At 61.4% G+C, this 14,666-nt stretch carries 13 protein-coding genes, 5 tRNA genes and 1 pseudogene; 10 read left to right on the top strand and 9 right to left on the bottom strand.

Annotated features, from left to right (window positions below; translation table 11 throughout):
- Positions 1-37 precede the first annotated feature (37 nt).
- The 8 genes from trpS to MUW49_RS11860 all read left to right on the top strand — a co-directional run bounded on the left by trpS (position 38) and on the right by MUW49_RS11860 (position 7,708).
- Entirely contained in the window at positions 38-1,042 is a 1,005-nt protein-coding gene (gene trpS / locus MUW49_RS11895) for a tryptophan--tRNA ligase (protein ID WP_010673830.1), read from the top strand.
- 120 nt (positions 1,043-1,162) lie between these two features.
- A complete protein-coding gene (locus MUW49_RS11890) occupies positions 1,163-1,378 on the top strand; it encodes a hypothetical protein (protein ID WP_010673831.1) in 216 nt (71 codons plus the stop codon).
- Between the two features lie 321 nt (positions 1,379-1,699).
- Positions 1,700-2,281 carry an aminodeoxychorismate synthase component II gene (locus tag MUW49_RS11885; RefSeq protein WP_041215622.1) on the top strand — a complete coding sequence of 194 codons (582 nt, stop codon included), beginning with the start codon at positions 1,700-1,702 and terminating at the stop codon, positions 2,279-2,281.
- A gap of 278 nt (positions 2,282-2,559) precedes the next feature.
- The gene (locus tag MUW49_RS11880) at positions 2,560-3,777 is read left to right on the top strand and encodes an aspartate aminotransferase family protein (RefSeq protein WP_041212571.1); all 1,218 of its coding nucleotides are present in this window, start codon (positions 2,560-2,562) and stop codon (positions 3,775-3,777) included.
- A 75-nt stretch (positions 3,778-3,852) separates the two neighbouring features.
- A complete protein-coding gene (gene astA, locus MUW49_RS11875; protein WP_244812819.1) occupies positions 3,853-4,872 on the top strand; it encodes an arginine N-succinyltransferase in 1,020 nt (339 codons plus the stop codon).
- A gap of 67 nt (positions 4,873-4,939) precedes the next feature.
- Positions 4,940-6,409: a succinylglutamate-semialdehyde dehydrogenase gene (gene astD / locus MUW49_RS11870; RefSeq protein WP_182954714.1), complete on the top strand. Its 1,470-nt coding sequence runs from the start codon at positions 4,940-4,942 to the stop codon at positions 6,407-6,409.
- A gap of 69 nt (positions 6,410-6,478) precedes the next feature.
- The gene (locus MUW49_RS11865; RefSeq protein WP_103259708.1) at positions 6,479-7,276 is read left to right on the top strand and encodes a DUF1338 domain-containing protein; all 798 of its coding nucleotides are present in this window, start codon (positions 6,479-6,481) and stop codon (positions 7,274-7,276) included.
- A 180-nt stretch (positions 7,277-7,456) separates the two neighbouring features.
- Positions 7,457-7,708 carry a hypothetical protein gene (locus tag MUW49_RS11860; protein ID WP_244812818.1) on the top strand — a complete coding sequence of 84 codons (252 nt, stop codon included), beginning with the start codon at positions 7,457-7,459 and terminating at the stop codon, positions 7,706-7,708.
- A gap of 39 nt (positions 7,709-7,747) precedes the next feature.
- On the opposite strand, the gene MUW49_RS11855 is transcribed toward MUW49_RS11860, so the two are convergent.
- Entirely contained in the window at positions 7,748-8,374 is a 627-nt protein-coding gene (locus MUW49_RS11855; RefSeq protein ID WP_010673838.1) for a beta-phosphoglucomutase family hydrolase, read from the bottom strand.
- A gap of 163 nt (positions 8,375-8,537) precedes the next feature.
- On the opposite strand from MUW49_RS11855, the pseudogene MUW49_RS11850 reads away from it, so the two are divergent.
- Positions 8,538-9,909: pseudogene (locus MUW49_RS11850) on the top strand (MDR family MFS transporter).
- Positions 9,910-10,013: 104 nt separating this feature from the next.
- Here the strand turns inward: MUW49_RS11850 and MUW49_RS11845 are convergent.
- The 3 genes from MUW49_RS11845 to yqfB form a co-directional block, all read right to left on the bottom strand.
- Positions 10,014-10,400: a DUF1622 domain-containing protein gene (locus MUW49_RS11845; protein ID WP_010673839.1), complete on the bottom strand. Its 387-nt coding sequence runs from the start codon at positions 10,398-10,400 to the stop codon at positions 10,014-10,016.
- Positions 10,401-10,461: 61 nt separating this feature from the next.
- The gene (locus MUW49_RS11840; protein WP_202042887.1) at positions 10,462-11,382 is read right to left on the bottom strand and encodes an alpha/beta hydrolase; all 921 of its coding nucleotides are present in this window, start codon (positions 11,380-11,382) and stop codon (positions 10,462-10,464) included.
- 87 nt (positions 11,383-11,469) lie between these two features.
- Positions 11,470-11,802: a N(4)-acetylcytidine aminohydrolase gene (gene yqfB / locus MUW49_RS11835; RefSeq protein WP_143237213.1), complete on the bottom strand. Its 333-nt coding sequence runs from the start codon at positions 11,800-11,802 to the stop codon at positions 11,470-11,472.
- Positions 11,803-12,069: 267 nt separating this feature from the next.
- Between yqfB and MUW49_RS11830 the strand changes: the two genes are divergently transcribed.
- Positions 12,070-13,902, top strand: a complete 1,833-nt coding sequence (locus MUW49_RS11830; RefSeq protein ID WP_029314126.1) for an SLC13 family permease — start codon at positions 12,070-12,072, stop codon at positions 13,900-13,902.
- A 244-nt stretch (positions 13,903-14,146) separates the two neighbouring features.
- On the opposite strand, the gene MUW49_RS11825 is transcribed toward MUW49_RS11830, so the two are convergent.
- The 5 genes from MUW49_RS11825 to MUW49_RS11805 form a co-directional block, all read right to left on the bottom strand.
- Positions 14,147-14,230: transfer RNA gene (locus MUW49_RS11825), tRNA-Leu, on the bottom strand.
- Between the two features lie 8 nt (positions 14,231-14,238).
- Positions 14,239-14,315 (bottom strand) — tRNA-Met (locus MUW49_RS11820).
- Positions 14,316-14,351: 36 nt separating this feature from the next.
- Positions 14,352-14,426: transfer RNA gene (locus MUW49_RS11815), tRNA-Gln, on the bottom strand.
- Between the two features lie 46 nt (positions 14,427-14,472).
- Positions 14,473-14,549: transfer RNA gene (locus tag MUW49_RS11810), tRNA-Met, on the bottom strand.
- Between the two features lie 39 nt (positions 14,550-14,588).
- Positions 14,589-14,663 (bottom strand) — tRNA-Gln (locus MUW49_RS11805).
- Positions 14,664-14,666 lie beyond the last annotated feature (3 nt).

Raw genomic sequence — 14,666 nt, 5'->3', positions numbered from 1 at the left:
CCGACCGGGCTGGCGGATAACAAGGATTACTACTCTGATGACTAAACCAATCGTATTGAGCGGTGCCCAACCCTCGGGCCAGCTGACCATCGGCAACTACATGGGAGCCCTGCGTCAGTGGGTCAGCATGCAGGATGACTTCGACTGCCTCTATTGCATCGTCGATCTGCACGCCATCACCACCCGCCAGGATCCGGCCGCCTTGCGCAAGGCGTGCCTCGACGCCGCCGCCCTCTATCTGGCGGTGGGCATTGACCCGGCCAAGAGCACCGTCTTCATCCAGTCCCACGTGCCCCAGCACGCCGAGCTCGGCTGGATCCTGAACTGCTACACCCAGATGGGCGAGCTGTCGCGCATGACCCAGTTCAAGGACAAGTCCGCCCGTTTCGAGAACAACGTCAACGTCGGCCTGTTCGGTTATCCGGTGCTGATGGCGGCCGACATTCTGCTTTATCAGGCCAATCAGGTGCCAGTTGGCAATGACCAGAAGCAGCATCTGGAGCTGACCCGCGACATCTGCACCCGCTTCAACAACCTCTATGGTGAAGTCTTCACCCTGCCGGAACCCTTCATTCCGACCGAAGGGGCCCGGGTGATGAGCCTGCAGGACCCGACCAAGAAGATGTCCAAGTCCGACGACAACGAGGCCAACTTCATCGGCTTGCTGGAAGATCCCAAGCAGATCGTCAAGAAGATCAAGCGGGCGATGACCGACTCCGACGAGCCGGCCGTGGTGCGTTTCGATCCCGAAAACAAGCCGGGGGTCTCCAATCTGCTGACCCTGATGTCCGGTGTGACCGGCCGCTCCATCCCGGAGCTGGAGCAGCACTTCGAAGGCAAGATGTACGGCCACCTCAAGAGTGAAACGGCCGATGCCGTGGTCGCCTTGCTGGAACCCATCCAGGCGCGCTTCCGCGAGCTGCGTCAGGATGAGGCCCATCTGCAGGCCATTTTGGCGGCTGGCGCACAAAAGGCGCGTGAAAGGGCTGAAAAAACCCTGATCAGCGTATATGATGTCGTCGGCTTCGTTCCTCGAGCCTGACATACTGGGAAGGTGTAGTAGAAGAGAGCTGGGTGGATGCCTGGCTTTCTTTGTTTTACACCTTCCGGTTTGTCGCAACCTCCCCCAATGTCAAACACGGGCTTTGCCCCAAGAGAAAGCATGTCTGTCGAATCACAAACCCTGAGTGAAGAGTTGGGTGACAAGGGTCACTGGCTGCGCAAGTTTCGCAAGGCCAAGAGCCTCAATACCTTGCAGTTGATGGTCTCCAACGCCATCGACAAGCACCACAAGACCCCGGCCATCGCGGCTGCCATCTATCTGGCCGAGTGCCAGCGGGAACGGGAACTGGAACAGGGCCGTTATCTGGACCGCTGAGGTCCGTTGCCAGCCCTTGCCAAGGTGACTCCTTCCCATCTGCCTGTCACGTCCTGTGCCCTTTTCCCGGTCGCCTCCCGTCTCTTTTACCTTGCCATCCTGACATGGAGTGGTTGATGCTGCCCGGTCGGGGACAGGCCCACCGCCGGGTGGGGTCGACAGGCCTGGATCGCCATTGAAGAGCGGACAGGCTGCACAGCAGGTGAGGTGATCGCCGGTTTATTAACGCAAAGAGACATGCCAGAATGCGCGGCGTTTGTCTGCCCGCGCTCGCAACGGGTTGTCCGATCACCGTCTCTGTCTTATTCCCAGGGTTTTTGCATGCTGCTACTCATCGACAACTACGACTCCTTTACCTGGAACCTGGTGCAATACTTCGGCGCTCTGGGGCAAGAGGTGGTGGTCAGGCGCAACGATGAGCTGAGCCTGGAGGAGATAGCCCGGCTTGCACCCCGCCATCTGGTGATCTCTCCCGGCCCCTGCACGCCAAACGAGGCGGGCATCTCTTTGGCCGCCATCTCCCGTTTTGCCGGCGAGATCCCCATCCTCGGCGTCTGTCTCGGCCATCAGTCGCTGGCACAGGCCTTTGGTGCCCGGGTGGTGCGTGCCCGTCAGGTGATGCACGGCAAGACTTCTCTCATCCGTCACAAAGGGGAGGGGGTATTCAAGGGGCTCAACAACCCGCTGCGGGTGACCCGCTATCATTCTCTGGTGGTGGAGGCGGCGTCGCTGCCCGACTGTTTTGAGGTCACCGCCTGGAGCGAACATGCCGACGGCAGCCAGGACGAGATCATGGGGCTGCGGCATAAAACACTGGCGCTGGAGGGAGTGCAGTTCCATCCGGAAAGCATCTTGAGCGAACAGGGGCACCAGTTGCTGGCCAACTTTTTGGCCGTTTCCTGAAAAAATTGCGATGTCTGTCTCAAAACCGTCATGAGGCAAAAAAAAATTTCCCTGAGACTTTATTCACCCTCCTCCCTGTCCAAATTATCTCTTGCCAACACCCCCTGAGCCGTTATGCAATGCGGTTGCCTAAAATCTCAAAGGCAATCGAACATTGTTCCTTATAGGCGGTTAAGTTACAGACTTTTTACTTTTTTTCTGTGATAATTCCGCCACGTTTACACGGATTTAACTTTTGGGCGGTGGATTATTCTGCCGCGAGATAGCAGGAGAGCAATATGTCAGAGTTGTTGGCAGTGACACGTGAAGTGTTTGATGAAGTGATGGTTCCCAACTATGCGCCGGCCAAAATCATCCCGGTGCGCGGCGAGGGGTCACGTGTCTGGGATCAGGAAGGCCGCGAGTATGTGGATTTCGCGGGCGGGATCGCGGTCAATGGCCTGGGCCATTGCCATCCCAAACTGGTCGAGGCCCTGAAATCCCAGGGTGAGAAGCTGTGGCACCTCTCCAACGTGATGACCAACGAGCCGGCCCTGCGCCTGGCCAAGAAACTGGTCGCCGCCACCTTCGCCGAGAAGGTCTATTTCTGCAACTCCGGTGCCGAAGCGAACGAAGCGGCCCTCAAGCTGGCCCGCCGCTACGCCATCGAGAAGTTCGGGGCCCACAAGACCCAGATCATCGCCTTCCACCAGGGCTTCCACGGCCGTACCTTCTTTACCGTCAGCGTCGGCGGCCAGGCTGCCTACTCCGATGGCTTCGGTCCCAAGCCTGCCGACATCACCCACGTTGCCTACAACAACCTGGAGGAGCTGGCTGCCGTCATCTCCGACAACACCTGCGCCGTGGTGATGGAGCCGCTGCAGGGCGAGGGTGGCATCATCAGCCCCACCGACGAGTTTGCCAAGGGGGTGCGCGAGCTGTGCGACAAGCACAACGCCCTGCTGGTTTATGACGAGGTGCAATCCGGTGTCGGTCGTACCGGCGAGCTGTTTGCCTATATGGGCCTGGGCATCACCCCGGACATCCTCACCAGCGCCAAGGCGCTGGGCGGCGGCTTCCCCATCGGGGCCATGCTGACCACCACCGAGATCGCCTCCCACCTGAAAGTGGGCACTCACGGCTCCACCTACGGCGGCAACCCGCTGGCGTGTGCCGTGGCCGAGGCGGTGATCGACGTGGTCAACACCCCGGAAGTGCTGAGCGGCATCAAGCAGCGCGAGCAGCTGTTCCGCGAAGGGCTGGAAGCCATCAACGCCAAGTACCACTGCTTCAGCGAAGTGCGCGGCAAGGGCCTGCTGCTGGGCGCCGTGCTCAACGATGACTTCAAGGGCCGCTCTCGCGACTTCCTGCTCGCCTCCATCGATCAGGGCCTGATGGCGCTGGTCGCCGGTACCAACGTGGTGCGTTTTGCCCCCTCCCTGGTGATCCCGGAAGCGGACATCAAGGAAGGGCTGGCACGGTTCGAGAAAGCGGTCGCTCAGGTGGTCAACGCCTGATCCAAATTGAGGTGGGGAGCCCTCCCGGCAGGAGCCGGGACCCCACCTGTCGTCAATGAAAGGGAGTTGTCATTTATGTTGGTTATCCGTCCTATCGAGCAGCGCGACTTCGCCGGCCTCAAGACCTGTGCCATCGAATCCGGCACCGGCATGACATCCTTGCCGGTCAACGACGAGCTGCTGCAACGCAAGATCGATGCCTCGACCCAGACCTTCCTGGACAAGCCCGCCGGCAAGGGCGAGTGCCTCTATTTCTTCGTGGCCGAGGATCTGGAGAGCGGGGAGATGGTCGGTACCTGCGCCATCGACGCGGCGGTCGGCCTGTCCCAGGCGTTCTACAACTATCACATCGGCAAGGTGGTGCACTCCTCCCCCAAGCTCGGCATCTACAATGTCGTGGAAACCCTCACCCTCTCCAACGACTACACCGGCAATTCCGAGCTCTGCACCCTGTTTCTGCGTGAATGCGCCCGCGAGGGGCTCAACGGTCGTCTGCTCTCCAAGCACCGTTTCCTGTTCATGGCCGAACACCCCGAGCTGTTTGACAGTACCGTCTTTGCCGAGATGCGTGGTGTCTCCGATGGCAACGGCCACAGCCCCTTCTACGAGTGGCTGCAAAAACATTTCTTCTCGATGGATTTTCCCACCGTCGACTATCTGACCGGCATCGGCAAGAAGCGCTTCATCGCCGAGCTGATGCCCAAGTACCCCATCTATGTCAATCTGCTGAGCAACGAGGCGCGCGCCGTCATCGGCAAGACCCACGAAAAGACCCGGCCTGCCCTCAAGATGCTGCAGGATGAGGGGTTCGTGAATCGCGGTTATGTCGACATCTTCGACGCCGGCCCCACCGTCGAATGCGAGGTGAAGAACATTCGCAGCGTGCGCCGCAGCCAGAAGCTGGCGGTGCTGGTGGGTGAGCCCATCGGCGGCCATACCTACCTCATCTGCAACACCAGGTTCGAGCAATACCGCGCCTGCTACGGCAACATCCGGGTCGATCTGAACAAGCACGAAGCCATCATTCCGCCCAAGATGGCGGCCGCCCTCAAGGTGGAAAATGGCGACATGGTGCGCGTCGTCGATCTGGATTGACCCGCCCCGCAGCACAGCATTGAGACAGGCTGCCGAGGCGGCCTGCGTACCCACAGGGAGTGAATTGATGATGTCTTTAGTCCAGTTTATCGATGGCCAGTGGCTGGCCGGTGAAGGCAAGCCGTTCGAATCCATCGACCCGGCCAAAAACGAGGTGATCTGGCGTGGTGAGGCGGCAAGCCAGTCCCAGGTGGATGCGGCCGTCAAGGCGGCCCGCACGGCCTTCTACCATTGGTCCGATCTGGCCCTTGAAGAGCGGCTTGCCATCGTGCGCCGCTATGCCGACCTGCTCGGCGAGCACAAGGAGGCGCTGGCCCTGACCATCGCCCGTGAAACCGGCAAGCCGCTGTGGGAGACCCGCACCGAAGTGGCGGCCATGCAGGGCAAGATTGCCATCTCCATCCGCGCCCATGACGAGCGCACCGGCACGGTGGAAAACCCCATGCCGGGCGCCAAGGCGTTCGTGCGCCACAAGCCCCATGGCGTCGTGGCCGTGTTCGGCCCCTACAACTTCCCGGGCCACCTGCCCAACGGCCACATTGTGCCAGCGCTCATCGCCGGCAATGCGGTCGTGTTCAAGCCTTCCGAGCTGACCCCCATGGTGGCTGAAGCCATGGTCAAGGTGTGGCAGGAGGCGGGGCTGCCCAAGGGGGTGCTCAACCTGGTGCAGGGGGAGGTCGACACCGGCAAGGCGCTGGCCGGCAATCCGGACATCGACGGCCTCTTCTTCACCGGCTCCTCCCGTACCGGCCACTTCCTGCATCAGCAGTTTGCCGGCCAGCCGGGCAAGATCCTGGCACTGGAGATGGGTGGTAACAACCCGCTGATCGTGAAAGACGTGAGCGACATCGACGGCGCCGTCCATGCCATCGTGCAGTCCGCCTTCATTACCTCCGGCCAGCGCTGCACCTGCTCGCGCCGCCTGTTTGTCGAGCGCGGCGCCCAGGGCGATGCCCTGGTCAAGCGGCTGGTGGAGGTGGTCGGCCAGATCAAGGTCGGCCTCTATGACGCCGCCGAGCAGCCGTTCATGGGCGCCATGATCAGCGAGAAGGCCGCACTGGGCATGGTCGAGGCGCAAGCAAACCTGCAGCGCCTCGGTGGTGAAAGCCTGCTTGCCCTCAAGCACCTGGAAGCGGGCACAGGCTTTGTCTCCCCGGGCATCATAGACGTGACCGCGGTCAGCGCGCTGCCGGATGAAGAGTACTTCGGCCCGCTGCTGCAGCTCATTCGCTACGACGACTTCGATGCGGCCATCGAGAAGGCGAACGCCACCAGTTTCGGTCTCTCGGCCGGCCTGCTCGGTGACAATGAAGCGGACTGGAACCACTTCTTCAAGCGGATCCGTGCCGGTATCGTCAACTGGAACAAGCCCATCACCGGCGCCTCCAGTGCCGCCCCCTTTGGCGGCATCGGTGCCTCCGGCAACCACAGGGCGAGCGCCTACTACGCCGCCGACTACTGTGCTTACCCGGTCGCCTCCGTCGAAGACAGCAAGGCTGCTATGCCGGATCAGCTGTCTCCCGGTCTGACCTTCTGATAACAAGAAAATAAAAGAGGGGTACTGAACAGGTGCCCCTGTCTGTACCCGCAATCAAAGGAAAGAGAGATGCAAAAGGATATCGACACCCTGTTTGGCCATCTGTGGGACAACTACATTCAGGTCACCCCCAGTGCTCACAAGGTTCATCAACTGCTGGGCGGCGGTGCCCCCATCATCAACGATCACGTGGCGTTTCGGACCTACAACCTGCCCAAGCTTGGTCTCGAGAAACTGGCGGCCCACTTCCGCGCCCTGGGGTACGAAGAGAAGGGCGAGTATGTGTTCAAGGCCAAGAAGCTCTATGCCAAACACTTCGAGCATAAAGATCCTGATGCGCCCAAGGTGTTCATCAGCGAGCTGAAGGTGGAAGAGCTCTCCGAAGTTGCCCAGGCCATCATCCACAAGCTGGTGGATCAGGTACCCGATCACCTCACCGACACCCCGGCCTTCCTCTACGCCGGCGCGCCCTGGCAGGTCTCTCACACCGACTACCAGACCCTGCTGGCAGAGAGCGAGTATGCCGCCTGGATGGCCGCCTGGGGTTATCGTGCCAACCACTTCACCGTCAACATCAACCGCCTGAAGGACTTCGACACCATCCAGCAGGTGAATGCGGCGCTCAAGGCGGCAGGCTTCGTGCTCAACACCGTTGGCGGCGAGGTGAAGGGCGATCCCGAGGTTATGCTGGAGCAATCCTCCACCATGGCAGACAAGGCCGAGGTGCCCTTCAGCGACGGCGTGCGCACCATCCCGAGCTGCTTCTACGAGTTTGCCCTGCGCTACCCGCAGGCCGACGGCGTGCTCTACCCTGGCTTCGTCGAAGCGTCGGCCGACAAGATCTTCGAATCCACCAACGCCATGTAATGGCCGCCATGAAAACAACGCCCCGCCTGGGGCGTTTTTTTATGGATTTACGCCGACCTGACACCTCTTTACCTCCCCTTAACCCATCAGTTCGCGGCGATTCGCTAGCATGATACCGCCCGCTGCCGTGGGCCATCGCCGCACCGTGCCGGTGTATGCCACCCGTTTTGGAGTCATGCCATGAAGATTGTTCTGCCTTTGCTGTTTTCCCTCACTACTCTGACCGCCGCAGCGGGCGATCAGGGCAGCCGTACCCCGCCCAAGCCTCCGCACGAGCTGTCGGTCGAGATGAAAGCGGCGTTTGAGAACTGCAAGGAGCATGGCAAACCGGGGGAGTCGGAATTTGACAACTGCATGTCAGATCTGGAATTTGAGCGGCCGGACGGCCCGGTACCGGCAGGTGGGAAGGAGGGGGAGAATGAGGCCGAGTAAGCTGGTGCGGGCCCGTCGGTTAGGATGGTCCCGCACCGCTCACACCCGTTGCAGCGTCCCTTCGGTGGCCAGCAAGGTGGTCATGCCGGCGGCCTTGCCCGCCTGAATGCCTATCCGGGTGTCTTCAAACACCAGGCAGTTGGCCGGGTTGGCGCCGAGCTGCTCGGCCACTTTCAGGAAGGTGTCCGGGTGGGGCTTGTGATTGACCACATCATCGGCACTCACCAGCACGGAGATGAAGGCATCGAGCCCGGTCTGACGCAGGATGTGCGCCGCATGTTCCCGGGTTGAGCCGGTACCTATGCCCATGGGCACCTTGTCGTGGTACTGCCTGACCAGCTCCCACATGGCGGGAAACACCCGGACGTCGTCGATCCGTGCCAGGTAGAGGGCGACCTTGCGCCGGGCAAAGGCTTCCACGTCGATGGTCATCCCGTGCCGCTCTGCCAGCATGGTCACTATCTTGCGGGTGGGGATGCCGCCGTACTCGTTGAGCTGTGCCCGATCAAACGGCAGGCCGAACTCGGCACTGGTGATTTCCCAGGCATCCAGGTGCAGAGGCATGGAGTCCACCAGGGTGCCATCCATGTCGAAGATCAGGGCGTCGTACTCGTCGAATCGGGGCTGTTCACTCTGGTGATGATCGCAGGGGGATGACTGGGGCATGGGGGCGTCCTCTTCGGCAAAGACTCACCCTAGCAGATCCAGCGCGCAGATGTCGCGACCTTCATCATGGTTGGCAGTGGTTTTGACCATCGGCTAATGATTTATGAGACAATAATGTGCCTTGCACCCCCTGTGCCGATATCTCACATGAGCGAGCCTGCCTATGTCCCCCAAAACCGTCTTCTCGAGCGTGGCCCTGGTGATCGCCCTGGGCTCACTGGAAAAGAGCATCGTCACCACGCCCTTGCCCATCATAGGGGTTGAGCTGAACGCCGGTGCCGCCCTCACCTGGGTAGTGACCGCCTATCTGCTGGCGGCCACTGCGGCCCTGCCCATCTATGGCAAGTTGAGCGACATGTTCGGCCGGGTACGCATGCTCAACATCGGTATCGGCCTGTTTCTGGCTGGATCAGTGGCCTGCGCCCTGGCCCAGGATCTGCCAACCCTGCTGGCCGCCCGCGTACTGCAAGGGTTGGGGGGCGGGGGGCGGGGGGCTGATCGCGCTCGCCTTCACCGTCATCGCCGACTGTATTCCGCCACGGGAGGTGGGCAAGTATCAGGGGTATATCTCGGCGGTCTATGCGGTCTCCAGCATCGCAGGCCCGCTGCTCGGTGGCTATTTTACCGAGCAGCTCAGCTGGCGCTGGATCTTCTGGATCAATCTGCCTCTCGGTGCCATCGCCCTCTGGCTGGTGAACCGCAATCTGGGTCACCTCAATGTGCGTCGCCACAGCCGCTTCGACTGGAAGGGAGCGGCACTGCTCATTACGGTCACCACCCTCACCCTGTTGCTGCTCTCGCCGGAAGCGGCCTTGCCCGCCGTCTGGCTCGCGGCTGCGCTGGGGGTTGCCCTGTTGCTGCTCGTCCTGGCTGAGCGGCGTGCGCACGACCCCATACTGCCAGCCCACCTGGTGCGCCTGCCGGGTTATCTGGTGAGCGTGCTGCTGGCGCTGGCCTCGCAGTTGCTGATGTTTGCCGTGCTGGTCTACCTGCCGTTGCAGATGCAGTGGCAAAAGGGGATGAGCGCCAGTGACAGTGGCGAGATCATGGTGATCTTCATGGTCTGCATCACGGCGGGGGCCTTCGTCGGCGGCAAGCTCATCGGTCGCACCGGTCACTACAAGCGTTTCGTGGTGGCAGGTTTTGCCCTGGCAGCGCTGGCCCTGTGGCAGATCCACTTCGACGTCTGGGCCAGACTGGGACTGGGGTTTGCCGGATTGGGGCTGGGTCTGGTGCTGCCGGCCCTCTCTGTGGTGGTGCAAAATGCCCTGCCGCGGGAAGATCGCGGCATCGGCATGTCCCTGTTCAACTTCGGCCGGGAGCTGGGTGGGGCGGTCGGTGTCGCCATCTGCGCCGTGTTGTTCCATGCCGCCCTGCCGGCAGGCAGCAGCCCCAATCTGGCCAGCCTGAGCCCGGCCGAACTGGCACCCGGTTTCAGCGCCACCTATATCGGCATGGCGCTGATCGCCACCGCCGCCCTGCTGGTCACCTTGCTGGCATTGAAGCGCCACGAGCTGGCCAGCAAGCACGCCTGATGGTTGCTATCGGATACAAAGAGGGCTCCCCGCGGGGAGCCCTCTTCATGGGATCAGGCTGGTGCCTTTCCTTCCGTGTCGTGGCCTTGTGCCACTCAGCCCGCTCATCGAGCGTCGGGGCGGGAAGGTGACCTGACAGGCTCGGGTTGCTGGCGCTCGGCCTGTGCATCGAGTTCCTTGCCGAGGAAGTAGTTCAGGAAGGTGCGGATGACCGCGATGATGGCGAGGCGCACCAGCTCCTCCTTGCTCGGTGCCACCGTGGTGGCCAGGATGTCGGCGGCGAGCTGGAACTCCAGCGCCAGGATAAGCCAGCTGCCGAAGCAGAGGCGGATACGGGGAAAGCCGGGCTCGTGATCCCGCACTCTGGCCGCCAGCCAGAGGGTCTTGCCAAGGCCGATGACCACGCAGGCGATGGAGATGATCTCCAGCAGCAGCTGGAACAGCTCCACCCCGTGCATCATGCCCTCTTTCAGGCTCGCTATCTCGAACACTCGGGTTACCTCCATGATTCAAAAGAGACACTTTTAACACGGCTTGGGGGCCGGTTCCAACTCAGAGTCTTCTGAGCATCATGGCTATCTGGTCGATGAGCTGACGAGCGGCAGGGCTGATGGCCGCCAGTTGGAAGTAGCCATGAATGATGCCATGCTGCCGCTGGCAAGTGGCATCGACGCCAGCCTGCACCAGCTTGCCATACAGGGCTTCCCCTTCGTCGCGCAGCGGATCATATTCCGCCGTGACGATATGGGTCGGCGGTAATCCTGACAGGGCGGGATGGTGGAGCGGGCTGGCTTCGGGATGGCAGGGGGGCAGGCTGCCAAGGTAGGCGTGAAAACCGCTTGCGAGCATGTCCCGGGTGATGAGGTAGTCGTCACCGAGATCGCGGTAGCTTTGGCTCTCGCAGAGGGCATCCAGCATGGGATAGAGAAGCAGCAGGGCCTTGGGCAAGGGGGCGTTGGCAGCCTTGAGCCGCAAGGTGGTGATCAGGGCGAGATGACCCCCTGCGCTGTCGCCGGCAATGGCGAGACGTGCCGGATCCCCATGCCATTTCTCCACCTCGGCCATGATGGCCCGTGTGGCGGCCAGCGCATCGTCGTGAGCCGCAGGATAGGTGTGTTCCGGGGCGAGGCGGGTGTGTACGGCGAAGATCAGGGCGCTGGCCCGGTTGCACAGCATCCGCATCTGGCGATCGTGGGTCTCGAAATCCCCGCTGACAAAACAGCCGCCGTGAAAATAGATCAGCACCGGATATGCGGGGTCCGGTTTGTCTGCGGGCCGATAGCAGCGGATGGCGTGGTGATCGGCCTGCCACTCTTCGATGGCGCCCACCTCTTCCCGCTCACCGCCCAACAGGGCAGAGGCTAGGTAGCCGTCACGGCGCGCCTGCCAGCTCAGCTGGCTCGCCTTGGGACGACCTGCGGCGATGAAGTCTGCCACCATGGCTGCGATGGCCGGTTCGAGTTGTTTTTCCATAAGACACCAATGACTGTATATAAAAACAGTCATTGTGCGCTTTTGGCCTGTGAGCGCAACCGGCGTTAGCTGAGGCAGCTCACAAAATCAGGCCTCAATCAGCACGAATTCAATCACATAGAGGGGGGGCAGTGTGGGGTAGATATCGCGGATCACATCTTTAAGCTCGGGGAGGGTCATGTTCTCCTGACGGGCGTGCTCGTCGCTCAGCGCCTCAAAGGCGACCGCCTTGACCGAGATGACTTCAATGGTGCCAAAAGGCTGGTGTTCCGGGTTGGTGAACAGGGCCAGGCGCTGGCCGGGCCGCCAGTTTGCCTCGCTCTCGTCGCGGATGGTGATGGTCTTTCGGCCAGCCTGGATGTCGGCGACAAAGCGGCTGAAGAAGGTGAATGCCGGGTAGGCCGGGGTGTGCTGGGTCATGTCGTCTCCGAAGGGCAAGGGGTGAGAGGGCGGCTCAGGCCGCGGCGGGCCCATTTTAGGAGGGGCGGGGGGAGCGTGCAGCACTTTTTACCCCGACATGTGAAGGGCGACCGACTGCGTTCACGGACCGGTAAAATGGCCGCAACTGAACCTGAATGTGAGATGATGCGGTCTCCTCTTTCTTGATATGTAACAAATCAGGGGGGGCGGGCTCTGTGGTCTGATGGCGTCCGGGGCCGTGGTTGACGTTGAACAAAAGGAGCAAGTGTGAATTCCGAGTTGATCTGGGTGCTCAGCATGCTGGTGGGTGCCATTCTCCTGTTTATTACCAACAAGGTACGCATGGACGTGGTCGCCTTGTTGATCATCATCCTGTTCGTGTTGAGCGGCACCCTGACCCTGCCGCAGGCGCTGGCAGGATTCAGCGATCCCAACGTCATTCTGATTGCCGCCCTGTTCGTGGTGGGGGAGGGGCTGGTGCGTACCGGCATCGCCTATCAGGTGGGAGATGCCCTGGTGAAGGTGGCCGGCAGCAGCGAAACCCGCATGCTGGTGCTGCTGATGGTGGCGGTGGCGACCCTGGGGGCCGTGATGAGTTCGACCGGGGTGGTGGCCATCTTCATCCCCGTGGTGCTGAGCGTGGCGAACCGGATGGGGATCCCGGCGGGCAGACTGATGATGCCGCTCGGCTTTGCCGGCCTTATCAGCGGCATGATAACGCTGGTGGCAACCCCTCCCAACATGGTGGTGAACAGTGAACTGATGCGCCACGACATCCAGGGGTTCGGCTTCTTCGGCTTCACTCCCATGGGTGTCATCATTCTGGGGATGGGGATCCTCTACATGCTGCTGATGCGCAACCGTCTGGTGCGTGAAGGGGAAGAGGGCAAGGGCAAGCAGATGGGACGCAGCACCATGCGAGATCTCATCCGTGACTACCGGCTGGCCGGGCGAGCACGCCGACTGGCGATCCGGCCCGACTCCCCCCTGATCGGCCAGACCCTGGACGAGCTGCAATTGCGTGCCCGCTTCGGGGCCAACGTCATCGGGATGGAGCGCTGGCGCAAGTTCAGGCGGGTGATGGTCAGTGTCACCGGGGTGACCGAGTTCCAGGCCAAGGACGTGCTGCTCATCGACATGTCGGATCCCGAGGTGGATGTGCGGGAGTTTTGCAGCGAGGCGCGGCTCGAGCCCATGATATTGCGCGGGGAGTATTTCTCCGATCAGGCGCGGGAGGTGGGCATGGCGGAGGTCTCCCTCATCCCCGGCTCCCGGCTGCTCGGCAAGAGCATCCGCGAGGTGACCTTCCGTTCCCGTTACGGTCTGAGTGTGGTGGGGATCCGCCGGGATGGAGAGGCGCTGACCGGCAAGCTGGTGGACGAGGCGCTGCAGATGGGGGATACCCTGCTGGTGGTGGGGAACTGGAGCCTCATTCGTCAGTTGCAGACCCATCATCGCGATTTTCTGCTGCTGGGCCTGCCTGCGGAAGTGGACGAGATGGCGCCGGCCCGCAGCCAGGCCATCCACGCCCTGATTGCCCTCGGGGTCATGATAGTGCTGATGGTGACGGATCCCGTGCCCAACGTCATCGCGGCGCTCATCGCCTGCCTGCTGATGGGCAAGTTCCGCTGCATCGATCTGGAGAGTGCCTACAAGTCCATCCACTGGCCGACCTTGATCCTCATCGTGGGCATGTTGCCCTTTGCCCTTGCATTGCAGCAGACCGGCGGGGTGGATCTCATCGTCGGCGCGCTCATCTCGGCAGTGGGGGAGATGGGCCCCAGGGTGATGCTGGCCAGCCTCTTCGCGCTCTGTGCCGTCATCGGGCTCTTCATCTCCAACACGGCGACGGCGGTGCTGATGGCGCCCATCGCGCTGGGGACGGCCCATCAGATGGGGGTCTCGCCTTATCCCTTTGCCATGACCATCGCCATCGCCGCCTCGGCAGCCTTCATGACGCCGGTCTCGTCGCCGGTCAACACCCTGGTGCTGGGCCCGGGCAACTACAAGTTCATGGATTTCGTGCGCATCGGCGTGCCCTTCACCTTGCTGGTGATGGTGGTCAGCGTCATCGCCATCCCCTGGTTCTTCCCGTTCTGACGACAGCAAACGATATGGCGGCCTGCGGGCCGCCTTTTTATTGCCCGCAGCGCTCTGCGAGATGAAAAGGGCGGCATCACGCCGGAGCAGGACATAGCGCCGTCGCAGAGGAGAGCACAAGGCTCAGCCGTTGAGACATGAGGTGGCGTTGCAGGCGTGCGATGGCGTGGAGAGGGGAAGAAGAGCGGCAAACGCCGGATACAAAAAAACCAGCCTGAGCTGGTCTGTTTGGTACTGCTTTCGATGGTGCGGAAGGAGAGACTCGAACTCTCACGCCTAGGGCGCCAGAACCTAAATCTGGTGCGTCTACCAATTTCGCCACTTCCGCAAGAATAATGGTGGCTATGACGGGATTCGAACCTGTGACCCCCGCATTATGAGTGCGATGCTCTAACCAACTGAGCTACATAGCCGTCTTGTGCACGACTTGCGTCGAATACAAGCAAAAATGGCTGGGGCACTAGGATTCGAACCTAGGTATGGCGAGATCAAAACCCGCTGCCTTACCGCTTGGCGATGCCCCAACAGTGTTCTTTGCAATCGGATGATTGAAGGAACGTTTTTCAAACATGGTGGCTATGACGGGATTCGAACCTGTGACCCCCGCATTATGAGTGCGATGCTCTAACCAACTGAGCTACATAGCCGTTTGTTGTCAACCACATAGGTGGAAGAGAACATAAAAATGGCTGGGGTACTAGGATTCGAACCTAGGGATGGCGAGATCAAAACCCGCTGCCTTACCGCTTGGCGATACCCCAACA

Origin of the sequence: Aeromonas sp. LsrichE-8G, assembly GCF_022869435.1 — a bacterium.
In the GTDB taxonomy this organism is placed as follows: Bacteria; Pseudomonadota; Gammaproteobacteria; order Enterobacterales; family Aeromonadaceae; genus Aeromonas; species Aeromonas caviae.
The sequence above is the reverse complement of the archived record's forward strand: the minus strand, read 5'-3'. Positions and strand labels throughout refer to the sequence as shown.